Below are 19,689 nucleotides of genomic sequence, written 5' to 3' on the forward strand. Positions count from 1 at the left end.
AACTACCCAAAGCGGGTGCTGTTTTAGTTCGGGCGTCGCTACGGCACAGCCAGAACCGATTCGTGAAGAGCGTCCCTTGGCGAATCGGATCGGTGTCGAAGAGCGCTCACTTCCGCACCCCACACTCCCCCACCACCCAATCCCTGAACGCCTTCACCAGCGGCGTCTGCGCCCGCGCCTCGGGGTACACCAAGTAGTACGCATCGGTGCTCGTCAGCACCTGGTCTGACAGCTCCACCAGGCTCCCCTCCGCCAGTTCCTGCTCAATCAAAAAGCGCGGCAGCAGGGCCGCACCCAAGTGCGAGACCGCAGCCTGCGCAATCATGGCGAAGTGTTCGGATTGCGGGCCGCGCAGGGCCAGGGCCGTGGGCACGCCCACCAGCTCAAACCACTCGGCCCACTGTGTGGGGCGGGTGCTTTGCTGCAGCAGCACCACGCGGGTCAAATCCTGTGGGGTGCGGATGCCGTGGCGGTCGCGGTAGGTGGGGCTGCACACGGGCACGGTTTCTTCGTGCATCAGGTATTCGCACACGGCGCCCGCCCAGTGCGGGGTGCCGAAGTGGATGGCGGCGTCGAACGGTGTGCCCGCAAAGTCAAACGGCTCGGTGCGGGCCGAGAAGTTGACCATGGCCTCGGGGTGTAGCGCCATGAAGCCGCCCAGGCGCGGGATGAGCCAGCGGGTGCCCAGCGTGGGCAGCACGGCCAGGTTGAGCAGGCCGTCGGTGCTGGAAAACGCCATGGCTTTTTGCGTGCTGGCCGATAGCTGCTGCAGCACGTTTTGCACGTCGGCCGCATAGACGCGGCCCGCGTCGGTCAGCACCACGCGCTGGCGCACGCGGTGGAAGAGGGCGGTGCCAATCTGATCTTCCAGCTGCCGGATCTGGCGCGACACCGCGCTTTGCGTGAGGTGCAGTTCCTCGGCCGCGCGTGACACGCTCTGGTGCCGGGCTGCGGCCTCAAAGGCCAGCAGGTCGGCGGTGGAGGGCAGGAAGGCACGGCGCAGCAGGGTCATACCAGTTTATGCATTGGGGGAATGATGATGGGTGCCAAAAAACTGAGCTTTTTGAGCCACTGCCGCGCTTTGGGTATGGGGTAGCAGTCCTGATATTTTCAGGCACTTCATTCTGATTTGTGATCAAGTAGTTCCATTTTTTTGCTATCCAGCGTGGCCCGATTGGCGGATATTGGCGCATTCATTGCGTGTGTTCTCCCACGCTGTTTCCCTTTCTCTGCCTCCACCCACGCTAGCGAGCCGCCATGTCCGCCACCCCTGCCGCCACACCCCTTGTGTCCGAAGTTGATCAACTGCTGCAACGCCTGGGCGTGCCCCGCGCTGCGTACACCGGTGGCACGCTGGCTGCGCGTTCGCCCATCACGGGCGAGGTGCTGGCCCAGGTGCCACAGCAAAGCGCGGCCGACGCCACGGCCGCCATCGGCCGCGCGCATGCGGCCTTCCAGGCATGGCGCAATGTGCCCGCACCGCGCCGGGGCGAGCTGGTGCGCCTGCTGGGCGAGGAGCTGCGCGCCGCCAAGACCGACCTGGGCCTGCTGGTGACCATCGAGGCGGGCAAGATCCCGTCCGAAGGCCTGGGCGAGGTGCAGGAGATGATCGACATCTGCGACTTTGCCGTGGGCCTGTCGCGCCAGCTGTACGGCCTGACGATTGCCACCGAGCGCCCCGGCCACCGCATGATGGAAACTTGGCACCCGCTGGGCGTGTGCGGCGTGATTTCTGCCTTCAACTTCCCCGTGGCCGTGTGGTCGTGGAACGCCGCGCTGGCGCTGGTGTGCGGTGATTCGGTGGTGTGGAAGCCGTCGGAGAAAACGCCGCTCACGGCTCTGGCCACGCACGCGATTGCGCAGCGCGCCATCGCACGCTTTGGCGCCGATGCACCCGAAGGCCTGCTGGAGCTGATCGTGGGCCAACGCGACATTGGCGAAGTACTGGTGGATGACGCCCGCGTGCCCGTGCTGTCGGCCACGGGCTCCACGGCCATGGGCCGCGCCGTGGGCCCGCGCCTGGCAGCGCGGTTTGCGCGCGGCATTCTGGAGCTGGGCGGCAACAACGCGGCCATCGTGGCGCCCACGGCCGACCTGAACCTGGCCCTGCGCGGCATTGCGTTTGCCGCCATGGGCACGGCGGGCCAGCGCTGCACCACGCTGCGCCGCCTGTTTGTGCACGAGAGCATTTACGACCAGCTGGTGCCCCAGCTCGCCAAGGTCTACGCCAATGTGCAGGTGGGCGATCCGCGCGCCGCTGGCACGCTGGTGGGCCCACTGATCGACCACATGGCCTTTGACGGCATGCAAAAGGCGCTGGAGCAAAGCCGCGCGCTGGGCGCCACCGTGCACGGCGGCGGCCGTGTGGAAGGCGTGGGCGGTGCGGATGCGTACTACGTGCGCCCTGCGCTGGTCGAACTGCAAAAGCACGAAGGCCCCGCGCTGCACGAAACCTTTGCGCCCATCCTGTACGTGGTGCGCTATCAACTTGTCGACGAAGCCATTGCCATGAACAACGCCGTGGGCGCGGGCCTGTCGTCGTCCATCTTCACGCTCAACGTGCGCGAGGCGGAGCAGTTCATGTCGGCCGCTGGTTCGGACTGCGGCATTGCCAACGTGAACATTGGCCCCAGCGGCGCCGAAATTGGCGGCGCGTTTGGCGGTGAGAAGGAAACCGGCGGCGGCCGCGAAGCGGGCTCGGACAGCTGGAAGGCCTACATGCGCCGGGCAACGAACACCATCAACTACTCCACCGCGCTGCCGCTGGCACAGGGCGTGACGTTTGACGTGTAAGCCACGCGCTGGTTGCCCCGTTCATGTTGATTGCTAAGGACTCACACCCCATCGTCATCATTGGCGGTGGTGTCATCGGCAGTGCGATTGCGTATTTCCTCACGCTGCAGCAACCGGGCTGCGAGGTGGTGGTGATCGAGCGCGATCCGACCTACGCGCGTGCCTCGTCGGCCCTGTCGGCCAGCTCCATCCGCCAGCAGTTTTCTACCGACATCAACATCCAGATCTCGGCGTTCGGCATCGGCTTTCTGCGGAACGTGGGCCAGCTGTTGGCGTGCCATGGTGATGCGCCCGACATCGGTCTGCACGAAGGCGGCTATCTGTACCTGGCCACCCAGGCGGGCGAGGCCACGCTGCGCGAGAACCATGCACTGCAGAAGCAGCACGGCGCCGATGTGGCGCTGCTCAGCCCGCAGCAATTGACCGAGCGTTTTCCGTGGCTGGCGCTGCAGGACGTGGTGCTGGGCTCGCTGGGCCTGTCGGGCGAGGGCTGGTTTGATGGCTACCTGCTGCTGACGGCGCTGCGCAAGAAGGCACAGAGCCAGGGCGTGCGCTATGTGGCCGATGAGGCTGTGGGGCTGGACACGGCGGCCAGCGATGGCGCGTTGCATGTGAATGCGGTGCGACTGAAAAGCGGCGCCGTGCTGCCTTGCCGCTACGCCGTGAATGCGGGCGGCCCGTGGGCGGCCGCCATTGCGGGCTGGGCGGGCATTGATTTGCCCGTTGTGGGCAAACGCCGCACCGTCTTCAACCTGGCCAGCCCCGCAGCGCTGCCGGGCTGCCCACTGCTCATCGACACCAGCGGCATCTGGCTGCGGCCCGAGGGCAAAGGCTTCATCTGCGGCTTTGCGCCTGATGCCGACAACGACGCCGACTTTGCCCCGCTGGAGCCGGAGTACGCCGCGTTTGACAACCTCATCTGGCCCACGCTGGCAGAGCGCATCCCCGGCTTTGAGGCACTGCGCATGCAGGGTGCCTGGGCGGGTTACTACGAGATGAACACCTTCGACCACAACGCCATCGTGGGCCTGCACCCGGCGTGCGACAACCTGGTGTTTGCCAACGGCTTTTCGGGCCATGGCCTGCAGCAGTGCCCTGCCGTGGGCCGGGGCGTGGCCGAGCTGCTGCTCACAGGACGCTACCAAAGCCTGGACCTGTCGCCGCTGTCCATCGAACGCATTGCGCGCAACGCGCCGCTGCTCGAAAAGAACGTGATCTGAGCCCTGCTTTTTTTTAACCTGCCAACGACAAAACACAAGGAGACAACGACATGGCAATTTCCCGCAAGACCTTCACAGCGCTCGCTGCAGGCCTGACCCTGGCCTGCATGGCCACGGCCCCCGCGCTGGCGCAGACGGTCAGCCAGCCCACGCTGGAGAAGATCAAGGCCAGCGGCAAAGTGGTGCTGGGCGTGCGCGAGACCTCGCCGCCCATGGCCTACGCGTTGGGCGCAAACGAAAAATACGTGGGCTACCACGTCGAGCTGTGCGAGCGCGTGCTGAAAGAAATCGCACCCGACGCCAAGCTCGAATACATGGCCGTGACGGCGCAGAACACGCTGCCGCTGGTGCAGAACGGCACGCTGGACATCGGCTGCGGCCCCACCACCAACAACACCGCGCGCCAGCAGCAGGTGGCCTTTGCCGTAACCACCTACGTGAGCGAAGTGCGCATGGCGGTGCGCAAGGATTCGGACCTGAAGTCCATCAGCCAGCTTGCAGGCCGCACCATTGCGGCATCGACCGGCACCACCGCCGTGCAGCTCCTGCGCAAGCAAGAGCGCGCGCTGGGCGGCGCCCCCATCAAGACCGTGCTGGGCAAGGACCACCACGAGAGCTTCCTGCTGCTGGAGTCGGGCCGCGCGGATGCCTTTGTGCTCGACGACAACCTGCTGGCCGGGATGATCGCCAACTCCAAGGACCCCTCGGCCTACCGCATCGTGGGCGAGCCGCTGGGCGCCGAGCCCATTGCGCTGCTGTTCCGCAAGGACGACCCCAGCTTCAAGGCGGCGGTGGATGGCGTGCTGACCAAACTCATGCAATCCGGCGAGATGGAGAAGATCTACGCCAAGTGGTTTGTGAGCCCCATCCCGCCCAAGAACGTGGGCCTGAGCCTGCCGCTGGGCTCCACGCTGCGCCAGCTGTTTGCCACCCCCAACGACAAGCCCCTGGAGACCTACCAGCAATGAACGCTCCCATCCCCGCCACGGCCTTCCGCGCGGCCGACCGCCTGGGCGCCATCGGCGTCTCGGAAATCGTTCGCCTGACGCAAGAGGCCAACCAGCTCAAGCGCCAGGGCCAGCCCGTGATCGTGCTCGGCCTGGGCGAGCCGGACTTCGATACGCCAGCCCACATCCTGGAGGCCGCGCAGCAGGCCATGGCGCGGGGGGAGACGCACTACACGGTGCTGGACGGAACGGCTGAGCTGAAAGCCGCCATCCAGCACAAGTTCAAGCACGACAACGGGCTGGACTTTCAGCTCAACGAAATCACCGCAGGTGCGGGTGCCAAGCAGATCCTCTACAACGCGCTGATGGCCTCGGTGAACCCTGGCGACGAGGTGATCCTGCCCGCGCCGTACTGGACGTCATACGCCGACATGGTGCTGATTGCGGGCGGTGTGCCGGTGGTGGTGCCCTGCACCGAGGCCAACGGCTTTCGCATCACGCCCGAGCAGCTGGAGGCGGCCATTACACCGCGCACGCGCTGGGTGTTCATCAATTCGCCCTCCAACCCCAGTGGTGCGGCCTACAGCGCCGAGCAACTGCGCCCGGTGCTGGAAGTGGTGGAGCGCCACCCACAGGTGTGGCTGCTGGCGGACGACATCTACGAGCACATCCTGTACGACGGCCGCGCGTTTGCCACGCCCGCCGCCGTGCTGCCCTCGCTGCGCGACCGCACGCTGACGGTGAACGGTGTCTCCAAGTCGTATGCCATGACCGGCTGGCGCCTGGGCTACGGCGCAGGCCCCAAGGCGCTGATTGCGGCCATGGCCGTGGTGCAAAGCCAGGCCACATCGTGCCCCTCGTCCATCAGCCAGGCGGCGGCCGTGGCCGCGCTGACGGGGCCGCAAGACGTGGTGCGCGAGCGCTGCCAAGCGTTCCAGGACCGGCGCGATCTGGTGGTGGCCGCACTCAACGCCTCACCCGGCCTGCGCTGCCGTGTGCCTGAGGGCGCGTTCTACACCTTTGCCAGCTGCGAAGGCGTGCTGGGCCGCACCACGCCGGGCGGTTTGCTGCTGCGCACCGATGCCGACTTCTGCGCCTACTTGCTGCGCGAGCACCATGTGGCTGTGGTGCCCGGCGGTGTGCTGGGGCTGGCGCCGTACTTCCGCATCTCGTACGCTGCGTCCACGGCTGACCTGCAAGAGGCCTGCGCACGCATCCAGCGCGCCTGCCAGGCCCTGTTCTGAATTTTTGATCCGATACCGTTGACATGAACACGACCTCCCTCACCCCCCGCACCGGCGGCCAGATCCTGGTGCAGCAGCTCATCACCCACGATGTGAAGCAGCTCTTTTGTGTACCCGGCGAAAGCTACCTGGCCGTGCTCGATGCGCTGCATGATGCCGACATCGGCGTGACGGTGTGCCGCCAGGAGGGCGGGGCGGCCATGATGGCCGAGGCGCAGGGCAAGCTCACAGGCCAGCCCGGCATCTGCTTTGTGACGCGCGGGCCCGGTGCTACGAATGCATCGGCAGGCATTCACATCGCGCACCAGGATTCAACGCCCATGATCCTGTTCGTGGGCCAGGTGGCCCGCAACGCCATGGGGCGCGAAGCGTTTCAGGAGCTGGACTACAGCGCCGTGTTCGGCACCATGGCCAAGTGGGTGGTGCAGATTGACGACCCAGCCCGTGTGCCCGAGCTGATCTCGCGCGCTTTCCATGTCGCCACCTCGGGCCGCCCTGGCCCCGTGGTGGTGGCGCTGCCCGAAGACATGCTGACCGAGGCCGCCACTGTGGCCGATGCGTTGCCCTACCAGGTGGCGGAGACCCACCCTGGCACTGCGCAGATGGCCGAGCTGGCGCAGCGCCTGCAAGCCGCCAAAAATCCCGTGGCCATCCTGGGCGGCAGCCGCTGGTCCGAGCAGGCGGTGCGCGAGTTCACCGCGTTTGCCGAAGCGTGGTCCATTCCGGTGTACTGCTCGTTCCGCCGCCAGATGCTGTTCCCGGCCACACATGCCTGCTACGGCGGTGACCTGGGTCTGGGCGTCAACCCCAAGCTACTGGCGCGCATCAAGGCGTCCGACCTGGTGCTGGTGTTGGGCGGGCGCCTGTCCGAAGTTCCGTCGCAGGGCTACGAGCTGTTCAACATCCCGACGCCCGCGCAACCCTTGGTGCACGTGCATGCCGATGCGGATGAGCTGGGCAAGCTCTACCGCCCCACCCAGGCCATCCACGCCACGCCGCAGGCGTTTGCTGCAGCGCTCAATACGGTGCGCCCCACGGCCGCAGTGCCGTGGACTGCCCACACGGAAGCCGCCCATGCCGAATACCTGGCCTGGAGCGACACGGCGCCCATCCGCATCCCCGGCAACCTGCAAATGGGCCAGGTGATGCAGCACCTCAAGGAAGTGCTGCCCGCTGACACCATCTTCTGCAATGGCGCGGGCAACTTCGCCACCTGGGTTCACCGCTTCTGGCCCTTCACCACCTACGCGAGCCAGCTTGCGCCCACCAGCGGGTCGATGGGCTACGGCCTGCCCGCAGGCGTCGGTGGCAAGCGCCTGTGGCCCCAGCGTGAGGTAGTGGTCTTTGCGGGTGACGGCGACTTCCTGATGCACGGTCAGGAGTTTGCAACCGCCGTGCAGTACGGCCTGCCCATCCTCGTGGTGCTGCTGGACAACGCCATGTACGGCACCATCCGCATGCACCAGGAGCGTGAGTACCCCGGCCGCATCAGCGCCACGCAGCTCAAGAACCCCGACTTCAAGGCCTACGCCCAGGCCTTTGGCGGCCACGGTGAACGCGTGACCACCACCGAGGAGTTCGGCCCGGCATTGGCCCGCGCCCGTGCCAGCGGCCTGCCCAGCGTGCTGCACTGCCTGATCGACCCCGAGGCGATCACGCCCACCGGCACGCTGCAGGGCATTCGCAAAGCGGCCCTGGCAAAACAGTGATGGTGACCCGGCGATAGCGCTGAAGAGCGGGATGGCAGCAGGCTGTCACCCCGCCGCGCACAATAGCGGGCGTGACCGTTCCCGCATCTGAATTTGCTGAAAGCGACCCGGCAACCTCGGCCCAGACCGGGGGCAAGCTGCGCCGCATTGCCCACCTCGACATGGACGCCTTTTTCGCGTCCGTCGAGTTGCTGCGCTACCCGCAGCTCAAGGGCCTGCCCGTGGTCATTGGCGGCGGGCGGCGCAAGGTGGACGAGCTGCTGCTGCGCGGGCCCGACGGCACGGCCGAGCGCGAGCGGCGCTTCATCCCGGTAGAGGATTTCCCGCTGCTCAAGGACTATGTGGGCCGGGGCGTGATCACCACCGCCACCTATGCCGCGCGGCAGTTTGGTGTGGGCTCGGCCATGGGCATGATGAAGGCGGCCAGGCTGTGCCCGCAGGCCATCGTGCTGCCGGTGGATTTTGACGAGGTGCGGCGTTATTCGCGCACCTTCAAGGCCGCCATCACCGAGATCGCGCCGGTGATGCAGGACCGGGGTGTGGACGAGGTGTACATTGACTTCACCGACGTGCCCGGCGGCCAGCGCGAGGGCGGGCGGGTGCTGGCGCGGCTCATCCAGAAAAGCATCTTCGACAAGACGGGGCTGACCTGCTCCATCGGCGTTGCGCCCAACCGGCTGCTGGCCAAGATGGCGAGCGAGTTCAACAAGCCCAATGGCATCTCCATCGTTTACGAGGAAGACCTGCAGAAAAAAATCTGGCCGCTGAACGTGCGAAAGATCAACGGCATCGGGCCCAAGGCGGGCGCGAAGCTGGCGCGGTTGGGCATCGAGACCATCGGCCAGCTGGCGGCGCAGGATCCGCAGTGGCTCATCGGCCATTTCGGCAAGTCCACCGGCGCCTGGATGCACCGCGTGGCCTGGGGCCGCGACGACAGCCCCGTGGTGACCGAAAGCGAGCCCGTGAGCATGAGCCGCGAGACCACCTTTGACCGCGACCTGCACGCCGTGCGCGACAAGGCGGAACTGGGCGCGATCTTCACCGACCTGTGCCTGCGTCTGGCCGAGGACCTGCAGCGCAAGGGCTATGTGGCGCGCACCATTGGCATCAAGCTGCGCTACGACGACTTCAAGATTGCCACGCGCGATCACACGGCGGGCATCTACACGGCCGATGGCGCCACCATCCGTCAGTTGGCGGGGCAGTGCCTCAAGCGCGTACCGCTGGACAAGCGCCTGCGGCTGCTCGGTGTGCGGGCCAGCACGCTGGCGCGGCGGGGTGAAGAGCCCGTGCTGGAACCCCGGGCTGGGGCAGCGGCAGAAACACGCCGACGCAAGCCAGGCACCACCGGTGGCACCGACGGTGTGGGGGGCACTGCCCAGCTTTTTTAGCGCGGGCTGGCCCACTTCTGCCACGCCACGGCCCGGCGGGGCCGTGGCAATCGGCGTAAACACCCAGGGCGCGGGCTGGCTGCAACAGCTGCCGCGTTTCTATACTCGCGCGCATATGGCCACTGCCACTGATCGCTCCTCCGCCAACCTGCAGGCATTGATCCGCGCGGCCGCCGCGGGTGATCATGCCGCCTTCGCGCAGGTCTACCAGCGCACCCATGTGCATCTGTTCGGCGTTGCCGTGCGTATGTTGGGGCAAGGACAGGCGGCAGAGGACGTGCTGCAAGAGGCGTATGTGAGCATCTGGAAAAACGCTGGAAGCTACCGCAGCGAAGTGGGTGGGCAACCTGTCCAGCCCATGACATGGCTGATTGCCATTGTGCGCAACAAGGCGCTGGACGCTTTGCGCGCCCGTGCGCGGCGGCCCGAAAGCGCCTGGAACGACACCACCGAGCCCGCAGGCGGTGAGGCGGAAGGCAGCGACGCGCCGGATGCTGCATCTGCATGGGCCACCGCACCCAGCGCGCAGCACCTGCTGGAGCAGGCCACCCAGGCGCTGCGCATCGACGGCTGCATGAATGCGCTGGACGGGAGCCACCGGCAAAGTCTGGCGCTGGCCTATTACCAGGGCCTGTCGCATTCCGAGGTGGCGGCGCAGATGGGCGCGCCACTGGGCTCGGTCAAGGCGTGGATCCGGCGGGGCCTGGAACGCCTGAAAAACTGCCTGGCCGCGCAAGGGGTGGGCGCATGAGATACACCCATCCCGCGCTGCTGGACCACCTGGCGTCTGCCTATGTGCTGGGCACCCTGGGCGGCGGTGCGCGCCGCCGGTTTGTGCGGCTGCTGAGAGATCGCAGCGACCTGCAGTTGCTGGTGGCGCAATGGGAAGCACGGCTGGGCCTGTTGGCCAGTTCGGTGCCGATGCAGCAGCCACCGCCGCGCGTGTGGGCCGCCATTGAGGCGCGCACCCGGCCGCGCGATTTGAATGTGAAAGAAGTCGCCCTGCAGGGCGGTTGGATGGGCGCGTTGTGGCGGCGCCATGGGGTGTTGCAGGGCTTGGCGGGCTTGGTGCTGGGGGTGGCGGCCACCGTGGCGCTGGTGGCTGCGGTGCCCACCTGGTTTGTGTCGAGCGACCAGGTGGCCCTGCGCGCTGGGGACAAGCTGCCGCAGGCCTATGTGGGCTTGCTGACGGACGCGGCTGGCAATGGCAAGGTGCTGGTGAGTTCGTTGCGCCATGGGCGCACGCTGACGGTGAAGGCCATCGGGCCCATCACGCTTCCAGCGATGCCCGCAGCTCCTGCCACGATGGCGGGCGCTGCCCCCCAGCTGGTGCTGTGGGCGGTGCCCGCCGACGGTGCCCCATTTGTGCTGGGTACGGTGCCGGTGACGGGCTCTGCGGTGTCGGCATTGCCCGATACGTCAGAGAAGCTGCTACTCAAGGTCAGCAAGCTCATGGTGACACAGGAGACATCGGCAACGCCCCAGGTGCCCAGTGGTACCGTGCTTTTCACTGGCAACTGCGCCAAGCTGTGGTGACGGGGGGCGGGGCGAGGCCGCCCCTGGCGTCGCTAAGAAAAAATTTTCCGGGCACTACATCCGTTTGGCTCTCCGTGGCGTTTGTCCAAGGTGCCGTTGCGCGGCATGGGGCCGGTGCGGCCTCTCACCCCTTTTTTCTTGTCTGCGTTTTCAGGAGTCTTCCCATGCCTTCCTATTCTGTTCGCCGTTGGATGTCCACGCCCCTGCTAAGCCTGGCATTGGCGGCGGCGCCCCTGTGTGCGCTGCACACTGCCCATGCCGCCGATACACCCACCACGCCGGTCGAGAACACCCGCATTGACGACTTTGCGGTGGGCAAAAAAGCCATCGAGGCCAAGAATTGGGCGCTGGCGGCCAGCAGCTTCAGCAAGGTGGTGGCCCAGAACCCGCAGAATGCCGATGCCTACAACCTGCTGGGCTACTCCAACCGCTGGCTGGGCAAGTACGACGAGGCGTTTGCCGCCTACAACAAGGCCTTGGCGCTGGACCCCCGCCACAAGGGCGCACTGGAATACTCGGGCATGGGCTACCTCAAGGTGGGCCAGAAGGCGCAGGCCGAAGCCCAGCTCGCCAAACTGCAGGCCATTTGCGCGCAGTGCGAGGAAACCACTGATCTGGCCAAGGCCATCGCGGCGTACAAGCCTGCGCAGTGAACGGGGGCGCTGGTGTGCCGGGGGGGGCGGGGGGGGCGGGGCGCTGGCGGGCTGCTGGAGCGATCAGGCAAGCCGGGGGCTTTGTCACCCTCAGGGGAGAGGCGATCTTCATCCCGGTATTCCTTGACGAAGCCTTACTCGTAACTTACATTGAATCACCCGTTTTCCGGGAGATTCCCATGACGCTGAACGAGCTGCAACGCATCAAGCAATGGCATGTTGCGCACAAGGGTGACCACCCGCTGGAGTACCACCTGTGGGACCTGGTGCTGACGCTCTGGGTGTTGGGATGGGTGGGCTGGTTTCCCATCTGCGCCTTTGGCGAGCCGCTTACCGCCCCACTGAGCCTGATCGGTATCTTTGTGCCCAGTCTGTACGTGACCTGGCGCACCCGCGCACATTTGCGTCATACCCTGCGGTGTGACTGGCTTGATGTGCGGGGCTGATGGCGGGCTTACTGCCGCGCCGTGCGCACATTGCGCGGCAGGCCCTGCGGGTGGCTGGTGCGCAGGGGGTTGATGTCCAGCCCGCCCCGGCGCGTGTAGCGCGCATACACCGTGAGCTTGATGGGTTTGCAGCGTGCCCACAGGTCCATGAAGATGCGCTCCACACACTGCTCGTGGAACTCGTTGTGGTTGCGAAAGCTCACCAGGTACTGCAGCAGGCCTTCCTGGTTGATCTGCGGGCCGCTGTAGCTGATCTGCACGCTGCCCCAGTCGGGCTGGCCGGTCACCAGGCAGTTGCTTTTGAGCAGGTTGCTGGTCAGCGTCTCCGTCACGGGCGCTTCGTTGAATTCGGCCGTCAGCAATTCGGGTGCGGGCTGGTAGCGCGTGCATTCCACATCCAGCCGGTCCAGGCTCAGGCCATCCAGCTCGTGCACGGGTTCCTGGTCGAACAGCTCGGGCGCGACGAGCTTCACGCCCACCGTGGCGGCGTGCTCTGCACCGCGCCACACGGCCTCACTGATGTCGTTGCGGATGCGGGCCTGTACCTCGGCCATGTCGGCAAACCGTGTGTTGTTGAAGCTGTTGAGGTACAGCTTGAACGATTTGCTTTCAACGATGTTGGGCGTCTCGCAGGGCACGGTGATGTGCGCCAGCGCCACCTGCGGCTTGCCGCGCGCATTCAGCCATGACAGCTCGAAGGCCGTCCACAGGTCGGCGCCGAAGAAGGGCGCAGCGCCGGTGATGCCGATCTCGGCCCGCTTGCCTGCGCGGGGGATGGGGAATAGCAGCGCGGCATCGTACTGGTCTACATAGGCCGAGGCCTTGCCCAGCTGGGATTGTTCTGGCGTGTTCATGCTGGTGTGGTTGTATGTATATTTGCTATCTTTTTAATAGCTATTAAGGCAATATGGACGGGCGGAGAGGCCTGTTTTTATTTGAATTCCCGCTCACGCAGCCACTTGGTGGCGATCCACTTCTCACCCGCGATCACGGGGGCGCCGCCGTGCAGCGTGCGGGTGGAGGTGTGGGGGCGCTCGTAGCTGAAGAACACCGCGTTCCCGCGCTGCGGGCCCACCTCAAGATGCACGTCGGGGAAGGTGGTGCCGCCGCCTTTTTCGGGGGTGTTGAGGTACATCACCAGCGTGCCCACGCGCTGCCCGCCGCGCTTGACGATGGTGGCCGTGCCGGGCTCGGCGGGGTCGAAGTAGTCGTAGTGCGGCTTGTACTCGGCGCCGGGGCGGTAGTGCAGCACCTGCAGGCCTTCTCCGTTCTCGATGGGCCAGTTCAAAAGGCGGGCGATGCGCTCTTCGATGCGCTGGATCAGCGGGGTTTCGCCGCGCTGGAAGAACATGCCGTCGCTGGTGCGGTCGGCGTTGATCTCTTCGCCACCCGTCTTGGTGGCCACGGTGAGCGAGCGCGCCAGGCGGGGTTCGGCGTCGGCAATCAGGGCGTCGCATTCCTCGGGCGACAGCAGGTTGCCAAACACCACGATGCGCGGCTGGGCCATGGCCAGCAGCACGTTGACCATGCGGTCGCCGCAGTCCACTTGCGAGGGTGATGCATCGAGCTGCGGTTCGGGCACGGGCACGGCCGAGGGCAGGCCCTGTTGCACGGCCAGCTCGTTCAGGTGGTCCTGCAGCGTGATCTCCAGCGCGTCGGCAGCCACGTCCTCGTCCCAGCCCGCGTCGCGCATGGACTGCAGCACCACGGGCGCGGCGTGGCCGGCCTGTGCCTGCTCGATGATCCAGCGGCGCAGCTCGGGCGTGATGGCCTGCCGCGCCGTATGGTTGCGCTGGGCCGTGGTGGTGCTGTCGGAATGCGTGTCAGAGCGTGATGCCATGGCGGTCCTTCAACGGGGTGCGGTGGGGAGGCACAACAATTCAATTCATGCGGCAGGTGCCGCCTTGCGCCGGAACACCAGGCGCTCCGGGTCGGATGATGCCGGGGCAAAGGCATAGCCGTCCAGATCAAAACCTTCGAGCTTGTGCGGCGTGGCAATGCGGTGGGTGATGGCATAGCGTGCCATGAGGCCGCGCGCACGTTTGGCAAAGAAGCTGATGATCTTGTAGTTGCCGCCCTTCCAGTCCTCGAACACACACTCGATGACGCGGGCCTTGAGCGCCTTGCGGTCCACGGCCTTGAAGTATTCCTGCGAGGCCAGGTTGACCACCACGGGCGTGGTGTCGGAGCGCAGCCGGGTGTTGAGGTGTTCGGCGATCTGGCTGCCCCAGAACTGGTAGAGGTTGCTGCCCGCGCCGGTGGCCAGGCGTGTGCCCATTTCCAGGCGGTAGGGCTGCATGCGGTCCAGCGGCCGGAGCACGCCGTACAGGCCGCTCAGGATGGCCACATGGCTCTGCGCCCAGTCCAGGTCGTCGGGGCCCAGGCTGCGGGCTTGCAGCCCGTCGTAGACATCGCCGTTGAAAGCCAGCACCGCCTGGCGTGAGTTGCTGGCCGTGAAGCGGGGCCGCCAGGCCTGGTAGCGTGCCACGTTCAGCGCCGCAAGCTGGTCGCTCAGCTCCATCAGCGAGGCGATCTGCTGCGGGGACTGCGTGCGCAGCACCTCGATGAGGGCCGTGGATTGGGGCACAAACTGCGGCGTGGTGTGTGGCAGGCCCTCGGGCAGGGGCGTGTCGTAGTCGAGCGACTTGGCAGGGGACAGCAGGAACAGCATGGGGGCGGAAAGCTCTTGGGTCTATAGGGGGGCGGTTTGCCAGCGGCTGTGCGGGCTATGCGGGCTATGCGGGCTATGCAGGAAATGGTACCTGCTCCATCCCGGTTGCCGATCGCTCATGGGTATTGGCGGGCACGCGCTGCCAACGCTGAACAAGGCGCTGGGCCTTGCTCGCGCGACCCCAAAAAAAGAAGGCGGCCGGAGCCGCCTTCTGGGTTCACAGCCACCGCCAGGGGCGGGAGCCATGTGCTGCGGGCTTCAAGCCGCTGGTGGCTGCTCAAAAGGCAGGGGCATGGCCGACAGGTCGCGGCGGGTTTCCACCAGCACCAGCGGGCCTTCGTCCACTACCACCACAGGAGGCCGTTCGCGGGGCACGTGGATGGGCTTGGGTTCGGCGGCAATCGCGGCCTGCACGGCGGCGATCTTTTCTGCATCGGAGTTCACCCATTGCAGGCCCGACGAAGCGGCCACTTGCTGCAGTGCATCGACCGGCAGCGTGAACGCCTGTACGCGGGGGAGGCCGCTCTGGGCTGCTGCGGTTGCGGGGGCCGCTGTGGCAGCAGCCGGGGCCACTGCCGCGGGTGCCGCAGGGGTGGTTGCTGCGGCGACAGGTGCGGCGGCGACCACTGGCGCGGGCGCAGGCACAGCGGCCACGGGCGCTGCAGCGGGTGCCACGGCTTCGGCCTCTGCCGCCACCGGAGCGGTGGGCGCAGTGGCCGGGGCGCTGAAGTAGCTGCGGCGTGGGGGCTCGTCCTGGGATGCCGTGGCTGCTGCGGGCGCGGCCTGGGTCAGGTCGAAGTCCAGCATGGCGGGTGCAGCAGCGGCTTCGGCACCGTTGCCATCGCGGGGGCCACGTTCACCGCGTTCACGGCGGTCGCGGCCATAGCGGTCGCGTGAACGGCGTTCGCGGCGCTGCTCTTCTCCACCTGCGCCTTGGCCGTTGCCGGGAGCGTCATTGCCGCTGAGGTCCAGGTCGGGCAGCGAGGCCAGGGGCGCTGTGTCGGCAAAGTCGCCGGGCACGGCAGGGGCCTGTGCCGCTGCCGCTTCCTGGGCTTCCACGGCGCGGGGTGCGCGTTCGCCACGGGGGGCGCGGTCACCACGTTCGCGGCGGGGGCCGCGTTCACCACGGGGCTGCTGGGCTGGTGTGCCTTCGGCGCCCTGGTTGCCCGGGCCTTCCACCTGTGCGCTGGCGGCGGTGTTGTCGCCGTTCAGGGCCACATTCTGTTGGCGGGGCTCGGCATCGCGGCGGCCACGGCCACTGTCGCGTCCATCGCGTCCGCTGCGGCCACCACCTTCACGGCCTTCGCCCTCGGGGCGGCGGTCGGTGTCACGCGGTGGGCGGCTCTCCACGTCGCGGGGGGCGCGGCCTTCGGCCGAACGCTCGCCACGGCGGCCACGGCCTTCGCCGTTGCCAGCTTCGCGGTTGCTGTCACGGCCGGCTTCACGCTGGCCTTCACGGTTGCCATCGCGGCCACCGCTGCGGCGGCCACGGCCTTCACCGTTGCGGCCTTCGCGGCGGGGTTCGCCACGGCCAGCGGGCTCGGCGGCCGGTGCGGCGGCAGGAGCTGCCACCGGGGCCGGGGCCGCAGCGGGCGCGCTGCCAAAGCCGAACAGGCTCTTGAGCCAGGCAAAGAAGCCTTGCTCCTGCGGCGCGGCCGGGGCGGGCGCTGCCACCGGGGCCGGTGCGGGCGCTGGTGCAGCAGCACCGCGTGGGGCCTGGCCAGCACGTGCTGGGCGGGCCGCGCCTTCAGGGCGGGGCTCGACCTGCGGAGCGGGCGCGTCAGGCAGCACGCCCTTGATTACCGGGGTCTGCTTGTTGGTGGGCTCTTGCGAGCGGCGCGTCACGGCCGTGGGGTCTTCCACTTCCTCGGCAAGCTTGTAGCTGGCTTCGATGTGGTCCAGGCGCGGGTCGTCGTGCTTGAGGCGTTCCAGGCGGTAGTTGGGGGTTTCCAGCGTCTTGTTGGGCACCATCAGCACGGCCACGCGCTGCTTGAGTTCGATCTTGGCGATCTCGGTGCGCTTTTCGTTGAGCAGGAACGAGGCCACCTCCACCGGCACCTGGCAGTGCACGGCGGCCGTGTTGTCCTTCATCGATTCTTCTTGAATGATGCGCAGGATCTGCAGCGCCGACGATTCGGTGTCGCGGATGTGGCCCGAGCCGCCGCAGCGGGGGCAGGGGATGGACGAGCCTTCGCTCAAGGCGGGCTTCAGGCGCTGGCGGCTCATTTCCATCAGACCGAACTTGCTGATGGTGCCGAACTGCACGCGGGCGCGGTCCTGGCGCAGCGCGTCGCGCAGGCGGTTTTCCACTTCGCGGCGGTTCTTCGACTCTTCCATGTCGATGAAGTCGATCACGATCAGGCCGCCCAGGTCGCGCAGGCGCATCTGGCGGGCCACTTCGTCGGCGGCTTCCAGGTTGGTGCGGGTGGCGGTTTCCTCGATGTCGCCGCCCTTGATGGCGCGGGCCGAGTTCACGTCCACGGACACCAGCGCTTCGGTGTGGTCGATCACGATGGCGCCGCCGGAAGGCAGGCTCACGGTGCGGGCATAGGCCGATTCGATCTGGTGCTCGATCTGGAAGCGGCTGAACAGGGCGGCGTCGTCGCGGTAGCGCTTCACGCGGGCGGCATGCTCGGGCATGACGTGCGCCATGAACTGCTGCGCCTGTTCGTAGATGTCGTCGGTATCGATGAGGATGTCACCGATGTCGTTGTTGAAGTAGTCGCGGATCGCGCGGATCACCAGGCTCGATTCCTGGTAGATCAGGAACGCGCCCCGGCCACCCTTGGCGGCGCCGTCAATGGCGTTCCAGAGCTTGAGCAGGTAGTTCAGGTCCCACTGCAGCTCAGGGGCGGTGCGGCCAATGCCCGCAGTGCGCGCAATGATGGACATGCCGTTGGGGTATTCCAGCTGGTCCATCGCCTCCTTGAGCTCGGCGCGGTCCTCGCCCTCAATGCGGCGCGAGACGCCACCACCTCGGGGGTTGTTGGGCATCAGCACCACATAGCGGCCGGCCAGCGAGATGAAGGTCGTCAGGGCAGCGCCCTTGTTGCCACGCTCTTCCTTTTCGACCTGGACCAGCAGTTCCTGGCCTTCCTTGATGACTTCGTTGATGCGCGCCTGGCTGGGCGACACGCCGGGAGCGAAGTACTGGCGCGAGATTTCCTTGAATGGCAGAAAGCCGTGGCGGTCTTCGCCGTAGTCCACAAAACAGGCTTCCAGCGAGGGCTCGACGCGCGTCACGACGGCCTTGTAGATGTTGCCCTTGCGCTGTTCGCGCCCTTCGATCTCGATTTCGTAGTCGAGGAGTTTTTGTCCATCGACGATGGCCAGGCGCCGTTCTTCGGGCTGCGTGGCGTTGATGAGCATCCGCTTCATGATGCGATTCCTTCAGTGTTTCGCGGACAGCAGCGGTGCAGCCGACCTGACCCACAGGGACGGGCTGCGCGGGCTGCCGCCCACAGTTTCCAAACCAATACAACAAGCTCTACAGGAGCTGTGAATGCCTGGACTGACGCATCGAAACGAAGGGAATTGCCGGGGATGCCAATGATCTGCCGCGCTCTAGCGCAGCATCGTGAGGCAGGGGCGCGTGGATGGGGGCGAGTGGTAGGAGCGCAGTTTTGCTAGCAAAAAAGTAGCTGAATGCGCTTGCTGGCTGGGCGCTGAAGGCGATTTTGAGCATGCAGCCAAAGGCCGCAGCCTCCGCCACAGGGTCTCTATCCATGCCATCAACAACCACATGCTCGCTTTGATCCGCTGGCAGGCTGCGCCCGGGTAGGGAACATCTGCCAGCTTGGGGGATTCCGTATCAGTGTTTCAATCTGTCAGCCCGCCGCGTGGCATGCGGGCCACCACAGGCATCTGGCCTGCAATCTGCGCGCACGACACCCGCTGGCATCGACCTGCCTGCACGGGGCAACGGGCTGTGTGGACTAAACTCCAGACAAATCAACCACTTACATGACAACGCGCAGGTGAAACACATTATAGGGGCCAAACCGCCCGCCGCTCCTGCGGGCCTTCCCGCAGCCCGCATGGTGGAGGTCGATGAAGACTCCGCCGGCCAGCGGCTCGATAACTTTTTGATACGCCACCTGAAGGGCGTGCCCAAGACGCATGTCTACCGCATCATCCGCAGCGGCGAGGTACGCATCAACAAGGGCCGCGCGAGCGCCGACACCCGGGTGGAGGCGGGCGACCTGGTGCGCCTGCCGCCCGTGCGCATCTCCGACAAGGTGGCCGAAAAGGCCGAGCGCCCGGCACCCGCGCGTGAATTCCCCATCCTGCTCGAAGACGAGCACCTGATCGCCCTCGACAAACCTGCGGGCGTAGCGGTGCACGGTGGCAGCGGCGTGAGCTTTGGCGTGATCGAACAGCTGCGCCAGGCGCGCCCGGGTTCCAAATTCCTGGAGCTGGTGCACCGGCTGGACCGCGAGACCTCGGGCATCCTGCTGGTGGCCAAGAAGCGGTCAGCGCTCACTCACCTGCAAGACCAGTTCCGCGAGCGCGAGACGGGCAAGACCTATCTGGCGCTGGTCACCGGCACCTGGCCCGCCAACAAGAAGGTCATCGACCTGCCGCTGCACAAGTACCTACAGGCCGACGGCGAGCGCCGCGTGCGCGTCACCACGGCCGACGACCCGGACGGCATGCGCTCCATCACCCTGGTCAAGGTGCGCAGCACGGCGGCGGCCCGGCCGGAGCAGGGCCTGCCGGCAATGTCGCTGCTAGAGGTGACCATCAAGACCGGCCGCACCCACCAGATCCGTGTGCATCTGGCCAGCCAGGGGCACGCCATCGTGGGCGACGACAAATACGGCGACTTCGACCTCAACAAGCGCCTGCAGAAGCAGGGGATGAAGCGCATGTTTCTGCATGCGTGGCGGTTACAGTTCAACCACCCGGCCTCGGGTGAGCGTGTGCAGCTGATTGCCGAACTGCCCCCCGAGCTGGCCGATTTTGTTGCCCCCGCCTGACGATCCAGCGCGAAGAACCTCCCTCCATGTCTGTCAAAAACTTCCGTCCGCGCCGCTTCGACCTCATCGCCTTTGACTGGGACGGCACCCTGTTCGACTC

Annotated in this window: 16 protein-coding genes; 11 read left to right on the forward strand and 5 right to left on the reverse strand. The window is 66.6% G+C overall.

What is annotated here, in order from left to right; translation table 11 throughout:
- Positions 1–106 precede the first annotated feature (106 nt).
- Positions 107–1,012, reverse strand: coding sequence for a LysR family transcriptional regulator (locus AC07Z7_RS21890; RefSeq protein WP_494767647.1), 906 nt, complete (start codon positions 1,010–1,012; stop codon positions 107–109).
- Between the two features lie 245 nt (positions 1,013–1,257).
- On the opposite strand from AC07Z7_RS21890, the gene amaB reads away from it, so the two are divergent.
- The 10 genes from amaB (at position 1,258) to AC07Z7_RS21940 (ending at position 11,939) form a co-directional block, all read left to right on the forward strand.
- Positions 1,258–2,793: an L-piperidine-6-carboxylate dehydrogenase gene (gene amaB, locus AC07Z7_RS21895; protein ID WP_494767648.1), complete on the forward strand. Its 1,536-nt coding sequence runs from the start codon at positions 1,258–1,260 to the stop codon at positions 2,791–2,793.
- A gap of 23 nt (positions 2,794–2,816) precedes the next feature.
- Positions 2,817–4,013 (forward strand): NAD(P)/FAD-dependent oxidoreductase, encoded by a 1,197-nt coding sequence (locus AC07Z7_RS21900; RefSeq protein ID WP_494767649.1) that lies wholly within the window; start codon positions 2,817–2,819, stop codon positions 4,011–4,013.
- 50 nt (positions 4,014–4,063) lie between these two features.
- Positions 4,064–4,981: an amino acid ABC transporter substrate-binding protein gene (locus AC07Z7_RS21905; protein ID WP_494767650.1), complete on the forward strand. Its 918-nt coding sequence runs from the start codon at positions 4,064–4,066 to the stop codon at positions 4,979–4,981.
- Positions 4,978–6,204: a pyridoxal phosphate-dependent aminotransferase gene (locus AC07Z7_RS21910; RefSeq protein WP_494767651.1), complete on the forward strand. Its 1,227-nt coding sequence runs from the start codon at positions 4,978–4,980 to the stop codon at positions 6,202–6,204. Before AC07Z7_RS21905 ends, AC07Z7_RS21910 begins: the two co-directional genes overlap by 4 nt.
- A 23-nt stretch (positions 6,205–6,227) precedes the next feature.
- A complete protein-coding gene (locus AC07Z7_RS21915; protein ID WP_494767652.1) occupies positions 6,228–7,913 on the forward strand; it encodes a thiamine pyrophosphate-binding protein in 1,686 nt (561 codons plus the stop codon).
- Between the two features lie 161 nt (positions 7,914–8,074).
- Positions 8,075–9,304 (forward strand): Y-family DNA polymerase, encoded by a 1,230-nt coding sequence (locus tag AC07Z7_RS21920; protein WP_494767659.1) that lies wholly within the window; start codon positions 8,075–8,077, stop codon positions 9,302–9,304.
- 115 nt (positions 9,305–9,419) lie between these two features.
- Positions 9,420–10,055: an RNA polymerase sigma factor gene (locus AC07Z7_RS21925; protein WP_094285468.1), complete on the forward strand. Its 636-nt coding sequence runs from the start codon at positions 9,420–9,422 to the stop codon at positions 10,053–10,055.
- Positions 10,052–10,840, forward strand: coding sequence for an anti-sigma factor (locus AC07Z7_RS21930; RefSeq protein WP_494767653.1), 789 nt, complete (start codon positions 10,052–10,054; stop codon positions 10,838–10,840). The genes AC07Z7_RS21925 and AC07Z7_RS21930 overlap by 4 nt, the downstream gene beginning before the upstream one ends.
- Before the next feature lie 164 nt (positions 10,841–11,004).
- Positions 11,005–11,493, forward strand: a complete 489-nt coding sequence (locus tag AC07Z7_RS21935; RefSeq protein WP_494767654.1) for a tetratricopeptide repeat protein — start codon at positions 11,005–11,007, stop codon at positions 11,491–11,493.
- A gap of 179 nt (positions 11,494–11,672) precedes the next feature.
- A complete protein-coding gene (locus AC07Z7_RS21940; RefSeq protein ID WP_252657765.1) occupies positions 11,673–11,939 on the forward strand; it encodes a hypothetical protein in 267 nt (88 codons plus the stop codon).
- Positions 11,940–11,947: 8 nt separating this feature from the next.
- Here the strand turns inward: AC07Z7_RS21940 and queF are convergent, their stop codons facing one another.
- The 4 genes from queF to AC07Z7_RS21960 form a co-directional block, all read right to left on the reverse strand.
- Positions 11,948–12,793, reverse strand: coding sequence for an NADPH-dependent 7-cyano-7-deazaguanine reductase QueF (gene queF, locus AC07Z7_RS21945; RefSeq protein WP_494767655.1), 846 nt, complete (start codon positions 12,791–12,793; stop codon positions 11,948–11,950).
- A gap of 77 nt (positions 12,794–12,870) precedes the next feature.
- Positions 12,871–13,779, reverse strand: a complete 909-nt coding sequence (locus AC07Z7_RS21950; protein WP_205734073.1) for a 2OG-Fe(II) oxygenase — start codon at positions 13,777–13,779, stop codon at positions 12,871–12,873.
- 45 nt (positions 13,780–13,824) lie between these two features.
- Complete coding sequence (gene yaaA, locus AC07Z7_RS21955; RefSeq protein ID WP_494767656.1) at positions 13,825–14,610, reverse strand: peroxide stress protein YaaA; 786 nt, start codon at positions 14,608–14,610, stop codon at positions 13,825–13,827.
- Between the two features lie 258 nt (positions 14,611–14,868).
- Positions 14,869–17,988: an Rne/Rng family ribonuclease gene (locus AC07Z7_RS21960; RefSeq protein ID WP_494767657.1), complete on the reverse strand. Its 3,120-nt coding sequence runs from the start codon at positions 17,986–17,988 to the stop codon at positions 14,869–14,871.
- Positions 17,989–18,587: 599 nt separating this feature from the next.
- Between AC07Z7_RS21960 and AC07Z7_RS21965 the strand changes: the two genes are divergently transcribed.
- Entirely contained in the window at positions 18,588–19,589 is a 1,002-nt protein-coding gene (locus AC07Z7_RS21965) for an RluA family pseudouridine synthase (protein WP_494767658.1), read from the forward strand.
- Positions 19,590–19,689 lie beyond the last annotated feature (100 nt).

It is taken from the genome of Acidovorax sp. GW101-11A03 (assembly GCF_059424825.1).